The sequence below is a fragment of the Marichromatium bheemlicum genome, assembly GCF_012276755.1.
GTDB classification, from domain to species: domain Bacteria; phylum Pseudomonadota; class Gammaproteobacteria; order Chromatiales; family Chromatiaceae; genus Marichromatium; species Marichromatium bheemlicum.
Map to the genome: position 1 here is coordinate 31698 of NZ_JAAXKX010000024.1, position 21752 is coordinate 53449.

18 protein-coding genes and 1 pseudogene are annotated in these 21752 nt (G+C 70.6%); 12 read left to right on the forward strand and 7 right to left on the reverse strand.

Features of this window, described 5'->3' with window-relative positions:
* Positions 1–60 precede the first annotated feature (60 nt).
* Positions 61–933 (reverse strand): ThiF family adenylyltransferase, encoded by an 873-nt coding sequence (locus HF203_RS13825; protein ID WP_168670684.1) that lies wholly within the window; start codon positions 931–933, stop codon positions 61–63.
* A gap of 334 nt (positions 934–1267) precedes the next feature.
* Between HF203_RS13825 and prsT the strand changes: the two genes are divergently transcribed.
* The 7 genes from prsT to HF203_RS13860 all read left to right on the forward strand — a co-directional run bounded on the left by prsT (position 1268) and on the right by HF203_RS13860 (position 12871).
* Positions 1268–5002, forward strand: coding sequence for an XrtA/PEP-CTERM system TPR-repeat protein PrsT (prsT, locus tag HF203_RS13830; RefSeq protein ID WP_168670686.1), 3735 nt, complete (start codon positions 1268–1270; stop codon positions 5000–5002).
* A complete protein-coding gene (locus HF203_RS13835) occupies positions 4995–5558 on the forward strand; it encodes a GNAT family N-acetyltransferase (protein ID WP_168670688.1) in 564 nt (187 codons plus the stop codon). Before prsT ends, HF203_RS13835 begins: the two co-directional genes overlap by 8 nt.
* A 316-nt stretch (positions 5559–5874) precedes the next feature.
* Positions 5875–9639 carry a methionine synthase gene (gene metH, locus HF203_RS13840; RefSeq protein ID WP_168670690.1) on the forward strand — a complete coding sequence of 1255 codons (3765 nt, stop codon included), beginning with the start codon at positions 5875–5877 and terminating at the stop codon, positions 9637–9639.
* A 1-nt stretch (position 9640) separates the two neighbouring features.
* Positions 9641–10207: a bifunctional adenosylcobinamide kinase/adenosylcobinamide-phosphate guanylyltransferase gene (cobU, locus tag HF203_RS13845; protein WP_168670692.1), complete on the forward strand. Its 567-nt coding sequence runs from the start codon at positions 9641–9643 to the stop codon at positions 10205–10207.
* Positions 10208–10215: 8 nt separating this feature from the next.
* Positions 10216–11088 (forward strand): ABC transporter substrate-binding protein, encoded by an 873-nt coding sequence (locus HF203_RS13850; RefSeq protein WP_343043929.1) that lies wholly within the window; start codon positions 10216–10218, stop codon positions 11086–11088.
* Positions 11088–12089 carry a FecCD family ABC transporter permease gene (locus HF203_RS13855; protein ID WP_168670694.1) on the forward strand — a complete coding sequence of 334 codons (1002 nt, stop codon included), beginning with the start codon at positions 11088–11090 and terminating at the stop codon, positions 12087–12089. Before HF203_RS13850 ends, HF203_RS13855 begins: the two co-directional genes overlap by 1 nt.
* Entirely contained in the window at positions 12086–12871 is a 786-nt protein-coding gene (locus HF203_RS13860) for an ABC transporter ATP-binding protein (protein WP_168670696.1), read from the forward strand. Before HF203_RS13855 ends, HF203_RS13860 begins: the two co-directional genes overlap by 4 nt.
* A 17-nt stretch (positions 12872–12888) precedes the next feature.
* On the opposite strand, the gene HF203_RS13865 is transcribed toward HF203_RS13860, so the two are convergent.
* Positions 12889–13287: a cobalamin biosynthesis protein gene (locus tag HF203_RS13865; RefSeq protein WP_168670698.1), complete on the reverse strand. Its 399-nt coding sequence runs from the start codon at positions 13285–13287 to the stop codon at positions 12889–12891.
* Between HF203_RS13865 and HF203_RS13870 the strand changes: the two genes are divergently transcribed.
* Positions 13286–14608 carry a cobyrinic acid a,c-diamide synthase CobB gene (locus tag HF203_RS13870; protein ID WP_168670699.1) on the forward strand — a complete coding sequence of 441 codons (1323 nt, stop codon included), beginning with the start codon at positions 13286–13288 and terminating at the stop codon, positions 14606–14608. The two genes, HF203_RS13865 and HF203_RS13870, sit on opposite strands and share 2 nt — an antisense overlap.
* Here HF203_RS13870 and HF203_RS13875 read toward each other — a convergent pair.
* A complete protein-coding gene (locus HF203_RS13875) occupies positions 14527–16014 on the reverse strand; it encodes a GGDEF domain-containing protein (RefSeq protein ID WP_168670700.1) in 1488 nt (495 codons plus the stop codon). The genes HF203_RS13870 and HF203_RS13875 overlap by 82 nt on opposite strands.
* A 50-nt stretch (positions 16015–16064) precedes the next feature.
* Entirely contained in the window at positions 16065–17312 is a 1248-nt protein-coding gene (gene cbiE / locus HF203_RS13880; RefSeq protein WP_168670701.1) for a precorrin-6y C5,15-methyltransferase (decarboxylating) subunit CbiE, read from the reverse strand.
* 193 nt (positions 17313–17505) lie between these two features.
* Between cbiE and HF203_RS13885 the strand changes: the two genes are divergently transcribed.
* From HF203_RS13885 to cobJ, 4 genes and pseudogenes are all read left to right on the forward strand, one after another.
* On the forward strand, positions 17506–18132 hold the full coding sequence (locus HF203_RS13885) for a precorrin-8X methylmutase (RefSeq protein ID WP_168670702.1): 627 nt from the start codon (positions 17506–17508) through the stop codon (positions 18130–18132).
* Positions 18133–18137: 5 nt separating this feature from the next.
* A complete protein-coding gene (locus HF203_RS13890) occupies positions 18138–18869 on the forward strand; it encodes a precorrin-2 C(20)-methyltransferase (RefSeq protein WP_168670703.1) in 732 nt (243 codons plus the stop codon).
* A pseudogene (locus HF203_RS16350) lies at positions 18869–19234 on the forward strand (precorrin-3B C(17)-methyltransferase); the annotation flags it as partial. The gene HF203_RS13890 and the pseudogene HF203_RS16350, both read left to right, overlap by 1 nt.
* Positions 19226–20041: a precorrin-3B C(17)-methyltransferase gene (gene cobJ, locus HF203_RS13895; protein WP_425483210.1), complete on the forward strand. Its 816-nt coding sequence runs from the start codon at positions 19226–19228 to the stop codon at positions 20039–20041. The pseudogene HF203_RS16350 and the gene cobJ, both read left to right, overlap by 9 nt.
* Positions 20042–20109: 68 nt before the next feature.
* On the opposite strand, the gene HF203_RS13900 is transcribed toward cobJ, so the two are convergent.
* The 3 genes from HF203_RS13900 to HF203_RS16125 form a co-directional block, all read right to left on the reverse strand.
* Complete coding sequence (locus HF203_RS13900) at positions 20110–20862, reverse strand: cobalt-precorrin-6A reductase (RefSeq protein ID WP_343043930.1); 753 nt, start codon at positions 20860–20862, stop codon at positions 20110–20112.
* Between the two features lie 8 nt (positions 20863–20870).
* A complete protein-coding gene (bluB, locus tag HF203_RS13905) occupies positions 20871–21542 on the reverse strand; it encodes a 5,6-dimethylbenzimidazole synthase (RefSeq protein ID WP_168670705.1) in 672 nt (223 codons plus the stop codon).
* A 13-nt stretch (positions 21543–21555) separates the two neighbouring features.
* Positions 21556–21752 (reverse strand): hypothetical protein (locus HF203_RS16125; protein WP_210424789.1); only part of this gene is annotated, 197 nt, incomplete at its 5' end.

Here is a 21752-nt window from a genome sequence, read left to right on the forward strand (position 1 = left end):
GGTCGATGTCTGACGCGCGCCGGCGTCTGCGGCTGCAGGATACGGCGCCGCGCATCCGTTTCAAGCGCGCATTCGTTGCAACTGATATTTGGCGATGGCTAAGCCGAGCCGCTGCAGCGGGTTGCGGTTGCCGCCGGGACGCCAGGTGATGCTGAGCTTGTTGCGGTAGGCGTCGAAGTGCAGCGCCCGGGGAGCGGTGATCACCCGCCCACGCCCGGTGAGCAGCTTGAGGACCTGGGTCGCGGCGATGCCGGCGCAGAGCTCGCAGGCCATCGGTGTCGAGGGGCCGAGATGGTGGTCGAAGTCCACCGCCTCGGGGGCGACTAGATAACTGCGCTGGAGCATCGCCGGCGACAGCCCGAGGAGGAAGCGGATCAGTTGCTCGTCCTCGTTCCTGCCCTCGAGCTGGAAATAGTCCTCGAAGCTCATCCCCTCGGGCACGAACACCAGTACCGCCGCACCCATGCCGAGTGGCGCGGCGGTGACCGCCGGGATCGCGCGTCGCGCACAGGCGGCGAAGACCTGGCGACGAGCGGTGACGGCGAAGTAGTCGAGGCCGTCGACATAGATGTCGGCGCCGTCGAGGAAGGCGTCGACGTTATCGGTGCTGACCCCATCGGGGAAGGTGCGGAGATCGAGTTCCGGGTTGATGTCGAGCGCCATCTCGGCGACGACGTCGATTTTGGGACGATCGATCGAGCGCAGCGATGCCCCGGCCTGACGGTTGAAGTTGACCAGACCGAAGGTGTCGAAATCGGAGATGTTGAAGGCGCCCACCCCCAGCCGCGTGAGCGTCAGCAGATGGCTGCCGCCGACTCCGCCGAGTCCGGCGATGGCGATCCGTCGATGACGGAAGTGCTGTTGCTCCTGAGGGGTCAGCCAGCCGATGTTGCGGCTGAAGGCAGTGTCAAAGTGGAAGTCGTGTCGGGGCATGGTGATCTCGGCTCGGGTGTCTTTTCGTGCATGACGCGTGTGCGTGCGCTCATGCATTTTGCGCTCTGGAGATAGTGGCGGTCACCTTTGCCCTGCCGTGCTCCTGCAGATTCCACGAGTGCTTTGTGGCTATTTTTACAGAGGGTTGCGTCTCCAGGGTCGTGGTTTCGAGGGTTTTTTCAAGCGCCCGTGTTGAGTTCGTTAGGCCGATCCAGGATGATTGGCGCCCTATGGATTGTTTGTCGTTTCGTGTTTTTTTGTGCCTCGCGATATATTCCGGGGGGGGCAGCGAGGCGCGATCCATCCCATTGAATTCGGTCGTTGGGGGAGAGCGATGACGCGTTCGACGGTATTGCGGAAGTGGTGGTTGATCGCCCTGATCCTGGCCCCGCTCGGGGCCGGCTGTGAGGCCGGGCGTTCTGCCGATGAACTCATGGCCGAGGGCCAGACCGCGCTCGCCGAGGGTGAATGGCGCGCCGCCGTCATCGCCTTCAAGAACCTGCTGCAGGACCAGCCGCAGAATGCCGAGGCGCGCGCCCTGTTGGGCCGTGCCCTGCTGCGTCTGGGGGATGTGGCGGCGGCCCGCCAGGCGTTCGAGCGCGCCCAACGCCTCGGCGCCGAGCCGCTGAGCCTGCAGCCCTGGCTGGCGCTGGCCTGGTTGAGCGAGGGCGAGCATGCGCGCATCGAGGCGCTGACCATCCCCGAGCAGGCCAGTGATGCGTTGCGTGCCGAGCTGTTGGCCATCCAGTCGCAGGCCGCGTTGCTGGCCGGTGACGACGAGGGTGCGGCGACTCGGGCGGAGGCGGCGCTCGCCGCCGATCAGACCTCGCCACGGGCCCAGTTGGCGATGGCCAGGGTCCTCCTCGAGGCCGCGGAGATCGACGCCGCGCGCGCCCTGGCCGAGCAGGCGAGTAGTGCCGAGGACCCGGCGGTCGCCGCTGGGGCCTGGGTGCTGTTGGCCGAGCTGGCACGCGATGCCGGCGACCTGGACGCGGCCGAGGCGGCCTACGGCAAGGCGCTCTCGGCCCCCACCGAGCGGATCCGGGCGCAGCTCGGGCGAACCTATGTGCGTATCCAGGCCGGCAAATTCGAGGTCGCGCAGGCCGACATTGACCGGTTGCGCCGATTGCTCAAGGACAGCCCGTTGGTCGACTATGCGCAGGGGATGCTCGACTACAGCAATCGTGACTTCGCCAGCGCCATCGAGTCGCTCGATGCCGCCCTCGGTGCCAGCCCCGATTTTGCCCCGGCGCTCTATCTCGCCGGCGCCACCCGGCTTGCCCTGAACGAGCCTGAGCTGGCGCAGATCCATCTCCAACGTGCCGTCTCCGAACGTCCCGATGACCTGGCCGCGCGCCGTCTGTTGGCAACCGCGCTGCTGCGTTTGGGGGATGCCCCGGGGGCCGAGCGCCAGGCGCGACAGGTCCTCGAACAACGCCCCGGGGACATCGCGATGATGGACCTGTTGGCCTCGGCGCTGATGCGCCAGGGCAAACGCGACGAGGGGGTCGACTACCTGCGCCAGGTCAAGGCCGAGATCCCGGAGTCGGCCGTGGTCAATGCCCGGCTCGGTGCCGCGTTGCTCGATCAGGGCGATGCTAATGAGGGGCTGCAGGCGTTGCAGGAGGCGATTGCGCGCGATCCCGAGTTCAGCGACGCCAGCGAGCAGCTGATCCTGGGGCTGTTGCGCGGTGGCGACCTGGACGCCGCGCTCGAGGCCGCGCGTGACTATCGCGATCGCGAACCCGACTCGGTACGTGCGCTGGTGCTACTCGGCGCCGTGCATCTGCGCCGCCAGGAGCCGGCGGCCGCCAACGAGGTGTTGCGCGCCGCCCTCGAACGCGAGCCGCACAACCTCGCCGCGCTCAACGGGCTGGCGATGATCCGGCTGGGGGCGGGGGATCTGGCCGGGGCGCGCGCGCAGCTCGAGCAGGGGCTCGGTCATCGTCCCGACAGCGTGCAGCTACTCGTCGCCTTGGCCAAGTTGGCCGTCGCCGAGGACGATCTCGACGCCGCCGCCGAATATCTGCAGCGCGCGCGCGCGAGCGCCCCGGATGCCCTGGAGCCGCAGCTCTATCTCGCCGCCTACCACCTGCGCATCGCCGAGCCCGAGCAGGCGTTGCGGACCGCCACCGCAGCGCGCCAGGACTTCCCGGAGGACCCCCGAGTGTTGCGCCTGCTCGCCGGTGCCGAGCTGGCGCTGCAGCGCTACGCTGGCGCCATCGCCACCCTCGAACGACTCGGCCGGCTCACCCCGGATGATCCGCGGGTCCTGGTCTCGCTGGCCTCGGCACAGCTCGGCGTCGACGATCTGGCCGGTGCCGGTGAGTCGCTGCGGCAGGCCCAACAGCTCGATGCCGAATTCGTGCCGGCACTGCGGGGCTTAGTGCAGTTGGCCATCGTCGAGCGCGATGTCGTGGCCGCCGAGCGCTGGCTGCGCGCGCTGGCCACGCAGCTCGGCGTCGATCACCCCGACACCCTCCTGCTCACCGGGCGGGTGGCGCAGCTCCAAGGCAATGGCGCCGCGGCGCAGGCCGCCTTCACCCGGCTGCTCGGGTCCGGGGATGGTGTCATCGCGCCGGAAGGTCCGCGCTGGCGGGCGGCCGAGCAGCTGATCTCCGGGTATCTGCGCGGCGGTGATCCCGAGGCCGCGCTGGCGGCGGCCGAGCGGCTGGCGGCGCAGCAGCCCGAGGCGGCGCGTGGTCATGTGCTGGTGGGAGAGTTGCTGCAGCAGCTCGGGCGCGACGCGGCCGCCACGCACGCCTGGCGTCTGGCGCTCGAACACGACCCCGGCAATGTCGCGGCCAGCGCCGGGCTGGCCGAGCTGGCGCTGGCCGGGGACGACCTGGCGCAGGCGCAGCGGTTGTTCGAAGCGGCCCATCAGACCCACCCCGAGGCCATCGCTCCCCTGGTCGGGCTGGCACGGGTGGCCCAGCTGCGCGACGATGGCGCCACCGCGCAGGACTATCTCGAGCGCGCCGTGGCGGCCAACCCAACACTGCTCCAGCCACGGCTCTATCTCGCCGCCTTCGCGCTGCGTGCGGGCGATCCGGCTGCGGCACTGGCGGTGCTCGACCCGGTACGCGAGGCCCATCCCGATGACCTCAACCTGCTGGCCCTGAGCGGCGAGGCCGAGCTTGCGCTGGGGCGCTATCAAGAGGCCCGTGCCAGTCTTCAGCGGCTCACTGGGTTGGCGCCGACGGCCAAGTCGTTCGTCGCGCTCGCCTTTGCCGAGGCCGGTCTCGACGCACCGCGGCGGATGGCGCGTGCGCTCGAGGCGGCGCTCGAACTCGACCCCGAGTCGGTGCCGGCGCTCAGCGGGTTGGCGCAGTATGCGATCGTCACCGGCAAGCCCGAGCGGGCCGCCGAGCGCATCGCCGAGCTGCGCGTCTTACTCGGCGCCGAGCACCCCGATGTGCTCGCGCTCGAGGGCCGTCTGGCGCTGCGCCAGGGAGAGTATGCGGTGGCGCAGCAGCGCTTCGGCAAGCTGCTCGAACGCGCCCCGTCCGGGGTCAATCTGCGGCGCTTGGTCCAGGCGCAGTTGGCCGCCGGCACCTCCGATGAGGCGGTCGCGACCATGCTGCGCTGGCTCGACGCCCACCCCGACGACGTCGAGTCGCGTTTCGTGCTCGCCCAGCTCTATCTCGATGAGCTGCAACGGCCCGAGGCGGCGATTGCGCAATTCGAACAGGTGCTCGAGGCCCAGCCCGATAACCTCGTCGCGCTCAACAACCTCGCCTGGCTGCTTCAGGAGCAGGCGCCGGCGCGCGCCCTGAGCCTCGCCCGACGCGCCCACCAACTCGCCCCCGAGGCCGCGCCGATCGCCGATACCCTGGCGGTGTTGCTGTGGCGCGCCGGCGAACTCGACGAGGCGCGCGCGTTGATCGACCAGGCGCTGGCCAGCGCGCCGGACGATGCCACCATGCGTTTCCACAAGGCACGCATCCTCGAAACGGCCGGGGAAATCGATGAGGCCCGGGTGTTGCTCCAGGCGCTGCTGCAGGACACCGAGGACTTTGCCGAGCGCGGGCAGGCCGAGGCGCTGTTGCAAGGATTGGGCGATGGCTGACCTCGCCGCCGCCGAACGGCTGGTCGAGATTGGCTCGACCCGGGGCTGGTGCGAGCAGGCCGCCGAGGTGCTGCGCGAGGCGCTCGCCCCGCGTGGGGTGGCGTGCTGGTCGACGCCGGCGGCGGCACGCGCCGAGGTGGACGAGTGTCTGACCGAGGGGTGGTTGTGCCTCGGCCTGGCCAACGCCGACGAATTGCTCGGCTGGGTCGGGCTCAGGCCGTTGTACGAGCACACCTGGGAGCTGCAACCATTGGTGGTACGCCCCTCGGCGCAGGGGCGCGGGGTCGGGCGCAGGCTCCTCGCCCACCTGGAGCGTCATGCTGCCGCGCGCGGGATCGGCGCGATCCTGCTGGGGGCCGACGACGAGGGGGGCGAGACGAGTCTGTCCGGTGTGCCGGCGGCGACCTTCGATCTCTGTGAGCAGCTGCGCGTGCTGCGCAGCCTGAAACGTCACCCCTTCGTCTTCTATCAACGATGCGGTTATCGGATCGTGGGGATCGTGCCCGATAGCGGCACGGGGTATGCTGATATCTGGCTGTGGAAGCCACTCGTCTGAGCTTGGTGCGAGTGCGGAACTCCCCTCGGTTTTCTGGTATCGTCTGGCCCTCGCCTACGAGTGTCCCGGACCCCTTGGGTCTTCACCGACTGGCCCGGTAACGAACACCACGCGTGCATCATGCCGGGCTCCTCTCGACGGCCGTCGCGCCGTATGGGCCTCCACCCCGGATGCGGATGGAGCGGTCCGCAGGTCCGGGATGGACATCAACAGCGGACGTCCGTGCGGCGTCGCGTTAGGGGTCGGTCCCGCCACTGCGGGTGCCGGGACACGCGATGAGCCGGCGCGCGTTCCCACTGCATATCCGCGAGCACCCATGACCGAATCCAATGCCCTCATCCGCGAGCGTCTCGAGCGCTCGATCCTGATCCTCGACGGTGCCATGGGCACCATGATCCAGCGGCATGGTCTCACCGAGGCCGACTATCGTGGCGAGCGCTTCGCCGATTGGTCCTGCGACCTCAAGGGCAACAACGATCTGCTGGTGCTCACCCAGCCCGAGGTCATCGTCGGCATCCATCGCGCCTATCTCGAGGCCGGTGCCGACATCATCGAGACCAACACCTTCAACGCCACCCGGGTGGCCATGGCCGACTACGCCATGGAGTCGCTCGCCCGTGAGATCAACGTCGAGGCGGCGCGACTGGCGCGTCGCGCCGCCGACGCCTGTTCGACCCCGGAGCGTCCGCGCTTCGTCGCCGGTGTGCTCGGCCCGACCAACCGCACCGCCTCGATCTCGCCCGACGTCAACGATCCGGGCAAGCGCAACATCGACTTCGACACCCTGGTGGCGGCCTATGCCGAGTCGACCCGCGGGCTGATCGAGGGCGGGGCGGACCTGATCCTGATCGAGACCATCTTCGACACCCTCAACGCCAAGGCCGCAGTGTTCGCGGTGCGTCAGGTGTTCGACGAGGACGGGGTGGAGCGCCCGATCATGCTCTCGGGCACCATCACCGACCAGTCCGGGCGCACCCTCACCGGTCAGACCACCGAGGCCTTCTACAATTCGCTGCGTCACGCCGAGCCGCTCTCGATCGGGCTCAATTGCGCGCTCGGCCCGAGCGAGCTGCGCCCCTATGTCGAGGAACTCTCGCGCATCGCCGAGTGCCATGTCTCGGCCCATCCCAACGCCGGGCTGCCCAACGAACTCGGCGGCTACGACCTCGATCCCGAGACCATGGCCGAGCAGGTCTCGGAGTGGGCGCGCAGCGGCTTTCTCAACATCGTCGGCGGTTGCTGCGGCACCACCCCGGAGCACATCCGCGCGATCGCCGCGGCGGTCGCCGGGCTCACGCCGCGGCGCCGTCCCGAGATCGCCCCGGCCTGTCGGCTCTCTGGGCTCGAACCGCTCAACATCGGCGCCGATGGGCTGTTCGTCAACGTCGGCGAGCGTACCAATGTCACCGGCTCGGCGCGCTTCCGTCGGCTGATCAAGGAAGAGGACTACGACACCGCACTGAGCGTGGCGCTCGAACAGGTCGAGAACGGCGCCCAGGTGATCGACGTCAACATGGACGAGGGCCTGCTCGACGCGGTCGCGGCGATGCGTCGCTTCCTCAACCTGGTCGCCGCCGAGCCCGACATCGCCCGGGTGCCGGTGATGGTCGACTCCTCCAAGTGGGAGGTGATCGAGACCGGGCTGAAATGCGTCCAGGGCAAGCCGATCGTCAACTCGATCTCGCTCAAGGAGGGTGAGGAGAAGTTCCTCCACCAGGCGCGGCTGTGCCGGCGCTACGGCGCGGCGGTGATCGTGATGGCCTTCGACGAGGTCGGTCAGGCCGACACCCGCGCGCGCAAGATCGAGATCTGTACCCGTGCCTACCGGCTGCTCACCGAGCAGGTCGGCTTCCCGGCCGAGGACATCATCTTCGACCCCAACATCTTCGCCGTCGCCACCGGTATCGAGGAGCACGACAACTACGCCGTCGACTTCATCGAGGCGGTGGCCGAGATCAAGCGCACCCTGCCGCACGCCAAGATCTCCGGGGGCGTGTCCAACGTCTCCTTCTCCTTCCGCGGCAACAACCCGGTGCGCGAGGCGATCCACGCCGTCTTCCTCTATCACGCCATCCGCGCCGGGATGGACATGGGCATCGTCAACGCCGGCCAGTTGGCGATCTACGACGACCTGCCCGAGGCGCTACGTGAGGCGGTCGAGGACGTCATCCTCAACCGCCGCGCCGACGGCACCGAGCGGCTGCTCGACATCGCCCCCGACTACCAGGCCGGCGGCGGTGGCAACGGCGAGTCGCGCCAGCAGGATCAGGAGTGGCGCAGCTGGCCGGTGGAGAAGCGCCTGGAGCATGCCCTGGTCAAGGGCATCACCGAGTACATCGACGAGGACACCGAGGCGGCGCGTCAGGCCCTGGGGCGGCCACTGGACGTCATCGAGGGACCGCTGATGGCGGGCATGAACCACGTCGGCGACCTGTTCGGCGCCGGCAAGATGTTCCTGCCGCAGGTGGTCAAGTCGGCGCGGGTGATGAAGAAGGCGGTGGCCTATCTGTTCCCCTACCTCGAGGCCGAGCGCGCCGCCTCCGGCGCCGAGGAGCAGCACAACGGTCGTATCCTGATGGCCACGGTCAAGGGCGACGTGCACGACATCGGCAAGAACATCGTCGGCGTGGTGTTGCAGTGCAACAACTACGAGGTGATCGACATCGGCGTCATGGTCCCGGCCGAGACCATCCTCCAGCGCGCCCGCGAGGAGCGGGTCGACATCATCGGGCTGTCGGGGCTGATCACCCCCTCGCTCGACGAGATGGTGCACGTGGCCAAGGAGCTGGAGCGTCAGGGTATGGAGATGCCGCTGCTGATCGGTGGCGCGACCACCTCCAAGCTCCACACCGCAATCAAGATCGCCCCGCAGCGTGAGGCCCCGGTGATCTATGTCCCCGATGCCTCGCGTGCCGTCGGTGTCGCCGCCAGCCTGCTCAGCGAGGGGCTGCGCGAGGGCTATGTCGCCGGCATCCGCGAGGAGTACGCCCGGGTGCGCACCGAGCGTGAGGGCAAGCGCACGGCGCGCAAGGCGATGCCGATCGAGGCGGCACGCACCAACCGCCTCGCGCTCGACTGGGCGGCCTACCAGCCGCCGCGCCCGGCGCTGCTCGATCCCGCGTTCACCGCCCCCGAGGGGCTCGACCTGCGTCTGGAGCGCGTCGGCGACGCGGTGATCGCGGTGATCGAGGACTATCCGCTCGCCGACCTGGTCGGCTGCATCGACTGGACGCCCTTCTTCAAGGCCTGGGAGCTGGCCGGCAAGTTCCCGGCGATCCTCGAGGACGAGGTCGTCGGCAAGGAGGCGAGCGCGCTCTATGCCGAGGCGTTGCCCTTCCTCGACCAACTGGTACGCGAGCGCTGGCTGCGCGCGCGCTGCGTGTTCGGCTTCTTCCCCGCCAACGCCTGGGGCGAGGACGACATCGCGCTCTATGCCGACGAGGCGCGCGGCGAGCCCGAGGTGGTGCTCCACCACCTGCGCCAGCAGATGCTGCGCGCCCAGGACGGCACCCAGCCGAATCTCTGTCTGAGCGACTATCTGGCCCCGCACGACTCGGGTCGGGCCGACTATCTCGGCGCCTTCGCGGTCTCGACCGGGCACGGTATCGAACCGCACCTCGAACGCTTCGCGGCCGATCACGACGACTACAGCGCGATCATGCTCAAGGCGTTGGCCGACCGGCTGGCCGAGGCCTTCGCCGAGCGGCTGCACCAGCTGGTGCGCACCCGCTTCTGGGGCTATGCCCCGGACGAGGACCTCGACAACGCCGCGCTGATCGCCGAGCGCTATCGTGGCATCCGTCCGGCGCCGGGGTACGCCGCCTGTCCCGATCACACCGAGAAGGGCACCCTGTGGCAGCTGCTCGAGCCGGAGCGGCGCATCGATCTCAGCCTCACCGAGAACTATGCGATGTGGCCGACGGCGGCGGTCTCGGGCTGGTATCTCTCGCACCCCGAGTCGCGCTACTTCGGTGTCGGCCGGGTGCAGAAGGATCAGGTCGAGGACTATGCCGCGCGCAAGGGGATGACGCTCGAGGAGGTCGAACGCTGGCTCTCGCCGGTGCTGGGGTATGATAGCTAGGATGAGCAAGACCAATCCCCCCCTGACCCGTACTGGCGCCATCCTGGTCACAGGCCCGGCGCGCAGTGGCAAGAGTGAATGGGCCGAACGCCTGGCCCGCGACTCCGGGCTCGCGGTGACCTATGTCGCCACCGCGCGTCTGGACCCCGATGATGCCGAATGGAACACGCGGATCGACGCGCATCGCGCACGTCGTCCGGCCGAGTGGCAGACCTGTGAGGCCCCCACCGCGCTGGTCGCGGCCCTGGCCGAGCACGACCGTGCCGGGCATTGCCTGCTGGTCGATTCGCTCGGGACCTGGGTGGCCAATCTGCTCGAGGTCGACACCGCGGCCTGGCAGGCCGAGGTCGAGCATCTGCTCGAACAGCTCGGGCGCACCCGTGCGCCGGTGATCCTGGTCGCCGAGGAGACCGGCTGGGGGGTGATCCCGGCCCACCCGCAGGGGCGGCTGTTTCGCGACCGGCTCGGCGCCTTGACCCGTCAGCTCGGGCCGCGTTGCGCGGCGAGCTATCTGGTCAGCGCCGGCCATGCCATCGACCTCTCTCGGCTCGGCATCCCCATCGACTGAGCGACGCGGTGTCCATTGTCCTCTCCATCCCTCGCCGGGTGGCGTGGTGCGTGCTGCTGACGCTGTTGCTCTGCTGGCGCGCGCCGCTCGCCGCCGCCCCTGTCGCGCCGAGCGTGGCCAGCACCGATCTCTGTGCCGACCTGTTACTGCTGAGCATCGCCGCGCCCCGGCAGATCTGCTCGGTCTCGGTACAGAGCCAGCGTGCGGGCTCGCCGCGCGCGGCGCTCGCCGAGCGTTATCCCGGCAATCGGGGGCGCGTCGAGGAGTTGCTCCATCTCAAGCCCGACACCGCCCTGGTCTACAGTGGCTGGGGCGGACGACGCCACGCCGGGCTGCTCGCCGAGCGCGGGGTACGGCTGATCGAGCTGCCCTATCCGCGTGACTGGGACGACTCCCTGGAGACGGCGCGCGCGGTCGCCGAGGCGATCGGGCGCGCCGGGGCCGGGGCCGCGCTCGTCGCCGAGGCGCGCGGGCGGATGCGCGCGCTCGCCGGCCGGCTCGCCGGTCGGCGAGCGCTCTATCTGCGCCCGAGCGGCGGCAGCGCCGGGGCCGGGACCTATGTCGACGGGCTGATGCGTCATCTCGGGCTGGTCAACCTCGCCGCCGAGGCCGGGCACCACGGTTGGGGGCGCTTCCCGTTGGAGCGGCTGGTGAGCAATCCGCCGGATCTCTTCCTGCTCGGCTATTTCGATCGTCGCCAGCCGCCGAGCGCCTCGACCTATGCCCGTCACCCGCTGTTTCGCGAGCAACTCGCGCGCATCCCTGCGGTGCGGGTGCCGGGCGATGCCTGGGGCTGCGGCGGGCTGGAGCTGGTCGAGGCGGCCGAGGCCATCGTCGCTGCGGTCGAGGCGTTGCCAGTCGATGGCGGGGTGGGGCGGTGATGCGCCGGCTGTTCGCGCCCTGGTCGCTGAACCTCGCGCTGTTGGCGCTGCTCGCGCTCGCCAGCCTGCTCTCGCTCGGCTTCGGCGCCGCGCCGCTCACGCCGGGTGAGGTGCTCGCCGGGCTATTCGGTACCGGCAGCGAGGAGCAGCGATTGATCGTGCAGCAGATCCGTCTGCCCCGGGTGGTGCTGGCCTGGCTGGTCGGCGCCGCGCTGGGGGCCACCGGCGCCGCGCTCCAGGGGCTGTTGCGCAACCCGCTGGCCGAGCCGGGGCTGCTGGGGATCTCGGCGAGCGCCGGGCTCGGTGCCGTGCTCACCCTCCACTTCGGCGTCACCGCCATCAGCCTGTGGTTGTTGCCGGGAGCGGCGATGCTGTTCGCGCTGCTCGCCACCCTGGCGCTCTATCTGCTCACCCGGCGTGGTGCCAGTAACCTGACACTGATCCTCGCCGGGGTGGCGCTCTCGGCGCTCGCCGGGGCGCTGACCTCGCTGGCGCTCAACCTCGCGCCCAACCCGGCCAACGTCCAGGACATCGTGCTCTGGCTGCTCGGCTCGATCAGCGACCGCAGCTTCGACGACGTGCTGCTGGCGCTGCCCTTCGTGGTGGTGGGGCTCATGCTGCTGCTGGCCACCGCGCCGGCGCTGGAGGTGCTCGCCCTCGGCGAGGCCGAGGCGGCGAGCCTGGGGGTCGACCTGGCGCGGCTGCGCGGGCTGATCGTGCTCGGCGCGGCGCTGGCAGTGGGCTCGACCGTGGCGGTGAGCGGTACCATCGGCTTCGTTGGCCTGGTGGTGCCGCACCTGCTGCGTCGGTTGGTGCATCACCGTCCCGGCGCACTGCTGGTGCCGAGCGCGCTCGGCGGCGCGCTGCTGGTGTTGGTCGCCGACATCGCGCTGCGCCTGCTCGACACCCCGCGCGAGCTGATGCTCGGGGTGGTCACCGCGCTGGTCGGCGCGCCCTTCTTCCTGGCGCTGGTGCTGCGCTCGCGGGGGGCGCCGGGATGAGCCTGCTGAGGGTGGAGGGGCTGGAGGTCCGGGTCGGCGCGCGGGTGCTGCTGCGCGAGGTCGCGCTCGCCCTGGAGGCCGGCGAGCTGCTCGGGGTGGTCGGTCCTAACGGCTCGGGCAAGAGCACCCTGGTCAAGGCGATCGCCCAATTGCTGCCGCATCGCGGTGCGGTGTGGCTCGACGGTGATTCGCTGGCGCGGCTGTCGGCGCGCCAGCGGGCGCGGCGGTTGGCCTATCTCGGTCAGGACGACGGGGTGCGCTGGCCGACCTCGGTAGCCGACCTGGTCGCGCTCGGGCGCCATCCCTGGCAGTCCGGCGGCTGGGGCGGGGCCTCGGCGGCGCGTGATCGCGAGGCCGTCGAGCGCGCACTCGACGCCGCCGAGGTCGAGGCGCTGCGCGAGCGCCGGCTCGACACCCTCTCCGGCGGTGAGCGCGCGCGCGCCAGGCTGGCGCGCGCGCTCGCCGTCGAGGCGCCGCTGCTGCTCGCCGACGAGCCGATCGCCGCCGCCGATCCGCGTCACCAGCTACGTATCATGGAGCTGTTGCGCGCGCACTGCACACGCGGTGCCGGGGTGGTGCTGGTGCTCCACGACCTCACCCTGGCCAGCCGCTTCTGCGATCGCCTGCTGCTGCTCCACCAGGGGCAGGTGCTGGCGCAGGGACGGCCCGAGCAGGTGCTCGATGCGGCCAAGCTACGTACGGCCTATGGCATCGAGGTGCTGGGCGGCAGCCACCAGGGCGAGCGTTATCTCATCCCGTGGCGGTGTGTCGAGACCGATTGAGTGGTCGTCCTGTGTGCTCAGTCGGTGCTGGCGGCGATGGCTAGGGTAATTGCCTTGCTGGCAGGGTCGCGGTAGATCTGGCGCGGCAGCAGCAAGCGTGTGCCGCCTGCGGCGTACAGCGCGGCGGCCTCGGCCACGCTCGGGGTGGCCACCGCGTTGGCCACTCGGGCCGAGCCGTTTGGCACCTCGATCTCGGCCAGTTGTGCGGCCGCGAGGCCGAGCAGCGGCCAGCCGCGCGCGGCGGCGAGCGCGCGTAGCGCTGGCTCGGCGCACTTGTGTTCGAGGCTGGCGAGGGCACGCACCTCGATCGCGCCGAGTGGCCCGAGCGCGGCGTCGATGGCAGACTCCAGGCTCGCGCGCGCCACGCCGCGCTGGAAACCCACCCCGATCGTGATCGCCCGTCCGGATTCAGCCATGTCGAACGCCCCCGTCCACCACTGTCCCGCACTCTTCCTCAGCGCCTGCTCCTCGGGGCAGGGCAAGACCACCCTGGTCGCCGCGCTGGCACGTCATCATCGTCGTCAGGGCAGGCGGGTGCGGGTGTTCAAGATCGGACCGGACTTCCTCGACCCGATGATCCACGCCCGCGCCAGTGGTGCCGAGGTCGAGCCGCTCGATCTGTGGATGGTCGGCGAGGCGGCATGCAAGGCCAAGCTCCATGCCGCCGCCGGCGCCTCCGACCTGATCCTGGTCGAGGGCGCGATGGGGCTGTTCGACGGCACCCCCTCGGGCGCCGACCTGGCTGCGTGCTTCGGGCTGCCGGTGGCGGCGCTGATCGACGCCCGCGGCATGGGCCAGACCTTCGGCGCGCTGGCGCTGGGGCTGGCGAGTTACCGCCCCGGGCTGCGCTTTGCCGGGGTCGCGGCCAACCAGGTCGCCAGCGCCCGTCACGCCGAGATGATCGCCGCCGGGATGCCCGCGACCGTGCCCTTCCTCGGCGCGCTGCCGCGCCTGGCCGAGGCGGCGCTGCCGAGCCGTCACCTGGGACTGGTGCAGGCCGCCGAGATCGCGGATCTCGAGCGTCGTCTCGACGCCGCCGCCGAGCAGATCGCCGACAGCGCCCTGGCGCGCCTGCCCGAACCGGTCGCCTTCCATGCCCCGGCGGCGCTCGATCCGCCGCCCCGGCTGCTCGCCGGGCGCCGGATCGCGGTGGCGCGCGATGCGGCCTTCTCCTTCCTTTATGCCGACAACCTGCGCCTGCTGGAGACGCTGGGCGCCGAGCTTGTCTTCTTCTCGCCGCTGGTCGATGCCGGGGTGGAGGCCGATGCCGTCTATCTGCCCGGCGGCTACCCGGAGCTGCACCTCGACCGGCTCGCTGCCAACCGGGCTATGCACCGGGCGCTGCGCGCCCATGTCGAGGCCGGGAGGCCGCTCTACGCCGAGTGCGGCGGCATGCTCTATCTGCTCGAGCGGTTGGTCGACAAGGCCGGTCAGGGTGCCCGGCTCGCCGCGCTGTTGCCGGGCGAGGGGCGGATGCAGCAGCGTCTCGCCGGGCTGGGGATGCAGGCGCTCGGCGGGCTGCGCGGTCATAGCTTCCATCACTCGACGATGCAGGGCGCGCCTGCGCCGGCGGCCTTTGGCACCCGGCAGCGCGATGGCGCCGAGGGCGAGCCCTTCTATCGTCACGGCCCGATCCGTGCGAGCTACCTGCATCTCTATTTCCCTTCTTCACCGCGCGAGGCTGCAGCGCTCTTTCTCCCCGATGCGGGCGGTGCGGTGGAGACGATGGCGCCGTAGCTGGCCTGGTCGCGGCCCTCGCGCTTGCTGCGATAGAGCGCGCGGTCGACGGCCTCGATCAGGTTGTATTTGTCGACTGCCTCGGTCTGCCCCTCGGTGCTGACGACCCCGAGACTGATGGTGATGTGCAGGCTGTCGCCGGGGATCGGGAACGCGCCCCGGGCGATGTGTCGGCGCAACCGCTCGGCGAGCGTCATCGCCTGGGTCCGGCCGGTCTCGGGGAGGATGATCAGGAACTCTTCGCCGCCGTAGCGTGCGAGTAGATCGGTCTGGCGGATCGCCTCGCGACAGCGCTCGGTGAGGGTGCGCAGTACTTGGTCACCGGCCTGGTGACCATGACGATCGTTGACCTGCTTGAAGTGGTCGATGTCGAGCAGGATGAGCGATAGTGGGCGTTCATAGCGCGCGGTGCGCGCCAGCTCCAGGTCAAGCACCTCTTGCATGTGGCCATGGTTGAAGGCCCCGGTGAGCGCGTCGCAGCGCGAGCGGGCAAGCAGTGCCTTCTGTTCGAGCAGCGCGGCGATGATCGGACGCAGGGTGATGACAGTGAGCAGATAGATCGCCGCCGTCGAGGCCAGGATGGCCAGCAGCAGCGGTAGGGTCTGGCGCTCGATCGGGCGGTTGTGCTGCACCTCGTCGACGACCACCAGCACGCGCCAACGCGGGTCGTCGGCGAGACGGCGCTGGGCGAGTGTGAAGCCTGGGGGTAGGGCCTCGCCGGTGCGCGCGCGCCGCAGTGCCTCTGCCATGGGTGCGGTGGTGTCGCTGGTCGACCAGTAGCCAGCGGTGTTGGTGCCGAAGGCCAGCGCCAGTCCCATCGCCGGCCGACCCTGGCGGTCGACGGCCTGGTGCAGTCGGTGATCGCGCATGATCAGTAGATCGGTGCCGATGTACTGGGCGTGACGGTCGAACAGCGGTGAGCAGTAGTAGAGCTGGTGTTGTCTGGAGTCGGCGGCGAGGAGGTGGACCTGTTTGCCTGACCGCTTGGCGCAGCTGGTCGCGTATCGTGCTGGCGCTTGGGTCCCGGCGCTGTAGAGGTGGCTGCCGTCGGGGGCGTAGCGTGTCACCGAGATCAGGTCCTGGTGTGCGGCGACGGCATCGGCGAGTTTGGCGCGGCTGAAATCGATCAGCGCCTCACGGCCGATCTCGCCCCGCAGATAGGCCGTCTGGCGCTGGCGGATGGCGCTGCGGCTGGCGACCTGGCGGGCGATGTTGCGCTGATCGCTGAGGATGTTGCCGATCAGTGCGCTGCTCTCGCGCAGCTGGAAGGCGATGCGCTCGTCGTGGATCGTCCATAGATGCTGGATCAGTGGCTGCATCCCCAGCAGGTAGAAGTTGGCGCCCAGCAGGGCCACGGCGAACCCGACGATGGCATAAATGTTGTGGATGTTCTGACGGTGTCGCATCCGAACTCAGGCGGTCGCTGGCAGGACCCGGCGGGTGCGGCCGGTGTCGATCATTGCTCGGGTTTGACGGCGCTCAACAGGGTCACCGGCATCGCCGTGCGCCAACCGTCGAAGGCGCCGAGTGGGCTGGCGTGGGCCACCGAGAGCCGGGTCAGCTCGCCGCCGATGCGTCCGCGCAGCTCGACCAAGAAGGCCTCGCTCTGCAGGGTGACGGCATTGGCCACCAGCCGCCCGCCGGGCTTGAGCGCCGCCCAGCAGCGCTCGGCGACCCCGGCGCGGGTCAGGCCGCCGCCGATGAAGATCGCATCCGGCGCGGCCAATCCGTCGAGCGCCTCGGGCGCGCGCCCGGCCACCAGCACCAGGTCCGGCACCCCGAGCGCCTCGCGGTTGGCGGCGATCAGCGCCTGCCGCCCTGCGTCGGCCTCGATGGCGATGGCGCGCGCCGTCGGCTCGGCGCGCAGCCACTCGATGCTGATCGAACCGCTGCCGGCGCCGACGTCCCACAGCAACTCGCCGGGCAGCGGTGCGAGCCGTGCCAGAGTGGCGGCACGCACGTCGCGCTTGGTGAGCTGGCCGTCGTTGGCGAAGGCTACGTCGGGCAGCGCGCTGCGGCGTGAGTACGATTGCCGGCCGGCCTCGGGGCGACACTCCAGCGCGATCAGGTTGAGCCGGGCGCACTGCTCGATCGACCAATCGGTGGCGCGCCCCTGCAGGCTGCGCTCGGCCGGACCGCCGAGGTGCTCGAACACCGTCAGCTGGCTCTCGCCATAGCCGCGCGCCACCAGCTCGGCGGCGAGCGCGGCAGGGGTGGCGCCGTCGGCCGAGAGCACCAGCAGCCGCGCCCCCGGGGCGAGGTGCAGGTTGACCCGGGCGAGCGGCCGACCGTGCGCGGGCACCACGGTGATCTCGTGCAGCGCCCAGCCGAGTCGGGCGGCGGCGAGCGAGATCGAGGAGGGCGCCGGCAGTACCCGCAGCGCCGCGGCGCCGAAGCGTGCCGCGAGGCTCGATCCCGCACCGTAGAACATGGGGTCGCCGCTGGCGAGCACGCAGACCGCTCGTCCGCGCAGCGCCTCGAGCTGGGGATAGGCGTCGCTGAAGGGGCTGGGCCAGGGGCGCAGCGCCTGCCCCGGTCGCGGCTCGATCAGGCCGAGGTGACGCGCGCCGCCGAAGATCACCTCGGCCCCGGCGATCGCCGCACGCGCTGCCTCGCCGAGCCCGGCGAGGCCCTCCTCGCCGATGCCAACGACGGTCAGCCAGGGGCTGGTGGGGGAGGGGGAAGCGAGGGTCGGGTCGGTCATCGCGGGCTCGGTCGGTCGGGGTGGATGTGCGGCGGCGCTGGAGTGGCCGCCCGCTGGCGCAGGCATTATAATCAATCTTTTGCTGAACATGCCTTCCTCTTCCCCCAGGCAGACCACCCTCGGCCATGGCTTGTTCGCCGGGACCCTGAGCGGTTCCGGCCCCTCCCGTCTTGCCGCTCGATAGAGATTTGCGATGATCGAATACAACCGCGACGCCCACGACATCTACCGCCAGTCCTTCGCCATCATCCGTGCCGAGGCGAACCTCTCACGCATCCCCGCCGACCTCGAGAAGGTCGCGGTGCGCGTGGTCCATGCGTGTGGCATGCCCGACGTGGTCGAGGACCTGCTGTTCTCAGAGGGCGCCGGGCGCGCCGGGCGCGCCGCGCTCCAGGGCGGTGCCCCCATCCTCTGCGACAGTCGCATGGTCTCCGAGGGCATCACCCGGGCGCGGATGCCGGCCGACAACCCGATCATCTGCACCCTTCACGACCCGCGCGTGCCGGAGCTGGCGCGCGAGCTGGGCAACACCCGCACCGCCGCCGCGCTGGAGCTGTGGCGCCCGCACCTGGAGGGGGCCGTGGTGGTGGTGGGCAATGCCCCGACGGCACTGTTCCGTCTGTTCGAGATGCTCGATGCGGGCGCGCCGCGCCCGGCGCTGATCCTCGGCTTCCCGGTCGGCTTCGTCGGCGCCGCCGAGTCCAAGGAGGCGCTCGCCGCCGACAGTCGCGGCGTGCCCTACATCGCCCTGCGCGGACGGCGGGGCGGCAGCGCCATGGCGGTGGCGGCGGTCAACGCCCTTGGCAGCGAGCACGAGTGAACGACATGGGCAAGGGCCGTCTACTCGGCCTGGGCATCGGCCCGGGCGATCCTGAACTGCTCACCCTCAAGGCGCTGCGCCTGCTGCGCACCGCGCCCGTGGTGGCCTACTACATCGGCAAGGGCAAGCGCGGCAACGCGCTCGCCACCATTGAGCCACACCTCTGCGAGACCCAGGAGCGCCTGGCGCTGGTCTATCCGGTGACCGGCAAACGCCCGCCGCCGCCCTACGACTACGAGGGGGTGATGCGCGCCTTCTACGACGAGTCGGCCGCGCGCATCGCCGATCACCTCGACGCCGGGCGCGATGTCGCCGTCGCCTGCGAGGGCGATCCCTTCTTCTACGGCGCCTTCATGTACCTGCATGACCGCCTCGCCGAGCGCTATCCGGTCGAGGTGGTGCCCGGCATCTGCTCGGTGATGGCCAGCGCCTCGGTGCTGCGCACCCCGCTGGTCTATCGCGACCAGTCGCTGCAGGTGATCGCCGCCACCCTCCCCGAGGCGGAACTGGAGGCGCGGCTTGCCGGGGTCGAGGCCGCGGCGATCATGAAGCTCGGCAGCAACTTCGCCAAGCTGCGCCGGGTGCTCGAGCGCCTCGGCATCGCCGAGCGCGCGCGCTATGTCGAGCGCGCCACCATGGACGGCGAGCGGGTGCGTCCCTTTGCCGAGGTCGAGCCCGAGCAGGTACCGTACTTCTCGATGGTGTTGATTCCCGGCGAACGCTGGCAGGGGGCATGATGGAACGAATCGAACAGGGACCGCTGCTGCTGGCCACGAGCGCGCAGGGACGAGTGACGGCCGCGCGCATTGCCGCCGCCTGTGACGACATCAACCCGCACCCGTGCGCGTTCTCGACCGAGTCCGAGCTAGGCTGCGACGAGGCGCTGCGTGAGTGCTATCGCGCCGGGTTGCCGTGCGTGGTGCTCGGCGAGGTCGGTGCCGTGGCCGTGACCCTGGCGCCGCTACTCGATGCCCGTGGCGATCACGCCGGCGCGGTGGTGGTGGTCGCCGAGGACGGCTCGGCGGTGGTGCCGTTACTCGGCGCCACGCGTGGCGCCGACGCCCTAGCCGGGCGCGTTGCCGAGGTGCTCGGGGTGCGCGCGGCGGTCACCGCCGTCGAGTCGCCATGTCCACGTCCGGGGCGGCTCGCGGTGGTCGGGCTAGGCCCGGGGTCGCGCGCGCTGATGGCCCCGGCGGCGCGGCTCGAACTCGAACAGGCGCAGGACATCATCGGCTACAACACCTATGTCGAGATGGCCGGTCCCTTCCGCGCCGATCAGGTCATCCACGGTTCGGACAATCGCTGCGAGATGGATCGCGCCCGCGCCGCCTTCGCGCTGGCCGCCGAGGGGCGCCATGTGGTGGTGGTCTCCTCCGGCGATCCCGGCATCTTCGCCATGGCCACGGCGGTGCTCGAGGCGCTCGAGGTGCACGCCGAGCCGGCCTGGCACGCGGTGGAGCTGGCGGTGGTGCCGGGGATCTCGGCGGCGCAGGCCGCTGCCGCACGCATCGGCGCGCCGCTCGGTCACGACTTCTGCATCATCTCGCTCTCCGACAACCTCAAGCCGTGGTCGCAGATCGTCCACCGGCTGGAGCTGGCCGCCCGCGCCGACCTGGTGATCGCCTGCTACAACCCGATCTCGCGGGCGCGGCCCTGGCAGCTCGGTGAGGCGCTGGCGGTGCTGCGCGGGGTGCGTGACGCCGACACCCCGGTGGTGCTCGGTCGCGACGTCGGGCGTCCCGCCGAGCGGGTGCGGGTGACCACCCTGGGCGCGCTCGACCCGCAAGCGGTCGACATGCGCACCGTGGTGATCGTCGGCTCCTCCCAGACCCGCCACTTCAGCGCCCCCGAGGGTCGCGACTGGGTCTATACCCCGCGCTGGTATCCGCAACCGGCCGAGCAGGACTGAACCTGCCGACGGCAGATGTCGCCACTGCGGGCGGCGTCTGCCTCCACACGATCGCCTGCAGTGACCGCTCAGTGCTCGGGCGGGTGGTCGAGCTTGCGTTCGAGCCAGGCGAGTGCCTCGTCGACCCGCGCCACCGTGGGGCGTTGCGGGCGCGGCGGTCGGCGGCGCATCACCACCTCGATACCGCGCTCGCGCGCCGCGGTGAGCTTGGCCGCGGTGGCGGTGCCGCCGCTGTTCTTGCAGACGATGGTGTCGATGCGGTGCTCGGCGAGCAGGGCGCGTTCGTCCTCCAGGCCGAAGGGGCCGCGCGCGAGCAGCAGCTCGGCGTCGGCGAAGGGCGGCATGGGATCGGGTGCGCTGACCGCGCGGATCAGGAAGTGGATGTCGTCGAGCCCGGCGAAGGGCGCGAGTTCCTGGCGACCGAGCGCGAGCAGCACGCGTCGCGCGCCGCGCGCCAACAGGCGCGCGCGCGCGCCCTCCCAGTCGTCGGCCTCGAACCACTGGTCGCCGGGCTGCGGCTGCCACGCCGGGCGCTCGATACGTAGCAGCGGTACCGCGGCGGCGGCACAGCCGACGTGGGCGTTCCAGCCCATCGCAGCGGCGAAGGGATGGGTGGCGTCGATCACCGCATCGGCCTGGACCGTCAGCAGGAAGTCGGCCAGCCCCTCGGCGCCGCCGAAGCCGCCGACCCGGGTCTCGCCGGCGGGTAGCCTGGGGTTGTCGGTGCGCCCGGCCAGCGAGCTGATGACCCGCACGCCGGGGCGTGAGGCCAGCGCCTCGGCCAGCGCATAGCCCTCGGTGGTGCCACCGAGGATGATCACCGTCGCCCTCATCGTGCCTGCCCGCCCTGCCAGCGTTCCTCGTGGATCAGGTCGTCGAGCGCAGCGCGCTCGAGCCAGCCGGCGCTCTCCAGCTCGGGGCGCTCGTGGAAGAAGCGCACATAGCCGACACAGAGATAGGCAATCACGTCGATATCCTCGGGGATGGCGAGGATCTCGCGCAGCCGCTGATGGTGGATGATGCTCACCCAGCCGACGCCGATGCCCTCGGCGCGCGCGGCGAGCCACAGGTTCTGGATGGCGCAGACGCTGCTGTAGAGGTCCATCTCGGGGTTGGCGGTGCGCCCGATCACCACCGGGCCGTGACGGCTACGGTCGCAGGTGACGCAGATCCCCAGCGGCGCCTCGAGGATGCCCTCGAGCTTGAGACCGCGGTAGGTCTCGCGCGATGCGGGGTCGAACTGCTCGGCGGCCTCGGCGTGGGCCTGGGCGAAGGCCGCCTTGATCTCGGCGCGGGTGTCGCGGTCGCGCACCACCACGAAGTCCCAGGGCTGCATGAAACCGACGCTCGGCGCGTGATGGGCGGCGGCGAGCAGACGGCGCAACACCGGCTCCGGGACCGGCTCGGGGAGGAACTCGCGGCGCACGTCGCGCCGCGAGAAGATCGCCTTGTAGACCGCCTCGCGTTCGCTGTCGGTGAATGCCCATTGGTTGTGCGCCAAGGCTCTGTCCTCCTTATCGTGCTGTGGTGGTGGGAGGCCGGATGACGGTTGGATGACCGTACGGCGCGCGGATTATACCCGGGGTCGAGCGCTGGTGCGGCGATGACGCGCGCGATCCCGGCGCGCAAGGGGCATGGGTCAGTTCGGTGGCTTCCAGCAGCCAGCAGCCAGCAGCCAGCAGCCAGCAGCCAGCAGCCAGCAGCCAGCAGC

Bases quoted from the DNA above. Each gene is read 5' to 3' on its own strand.
- HF203_RS13825 (WP_168670684.1), bottom strand. From the start codon at position 933: ATGCCCCGACACGACTTCCACTTTGACACTGCCTTCAGCCGCAACATC.
- prsT (WP_168670686.1), top strand. From the start codon at position 1,268: ATGACGCGTTCGACGGTATTGCGGAAGTGGTGGTTGATCGCCCTGATC.
- HF203_RS13835 (WP_168670688.1), top strand. From the start codon at position 4,995: ATGGCTGACCTCGCCGCCGCCGAACGGCTGGTCGAGATTGGCTCGACC.
- metH (WP_168670690.1), top strand. From the start codon at position 5,875: ATGACCGAATCCAATGCCCTCATCCGCGAGCGTCTCGAGCGCTCGATC.
- cobU (WP_168670692.1), top strand. From the start codon at position 9,641: ATGAGCAAGACCAATCCCCCCCTGACCCGTACTGGCGCCATCCTGGTC.
- HF203_RS13855 (WP_168670694.1), top strand. From the start codon at position 11,088: ATGCGCCGGCTGTTCGCGCCCTGGTCGCTGAACCTCGCGCTGTTGGCG.
- HF203_RS13860 (WP_168670696.1), top strand. From the start codon at position 12,086: ATGAGCCTGCTGAGGGTGGAGGGGCTGGAGGTCCGGGTCGGCGCGCGG.
- HF203_RS13870 (WP_168670699.1), top strand. From the start codon at position 13,286: ATGTCGAACGCCCCCGTCCACCACTGTCCCGCACTCTTCCTCAGCGCC.
- HF203_RS13865 (WP_168670698.1), bottom strand. From the start codon at position 13,287: ATGGCTGAATCCGGACGGGCGATCACGATCGGGGTGGGTTTCCAGCGC.
- HF203_RS13875 (WP_168670700.1), bottom strand. From the start codon at position 16,014: ATGCGACACCGTCAGAACATCCACAACATTTATGCCATCGTCGGGTTC.
- cbiE (WP_168670701.1), bottom strand. From the start codon at position 17,312: ATGACCGACCCGACCCTCGCTTCCCCCTCCCCCACCAGCCCCTGGCTG.
- HF203_RS13885 (WP_168670702.1), top strand. From the start codon at position 17,506: ATGATCGAATACAACCGCGACGCCCACGACATCTACCGCCAGTCCTTC.
- HF203_RS13890 (WP_168670703.1), top strand. From the start codon at position 18,138: ATGGGCAAGGGCCGTCTACTCGGCCTGGGCATCGGCCCGGGCGATCCT.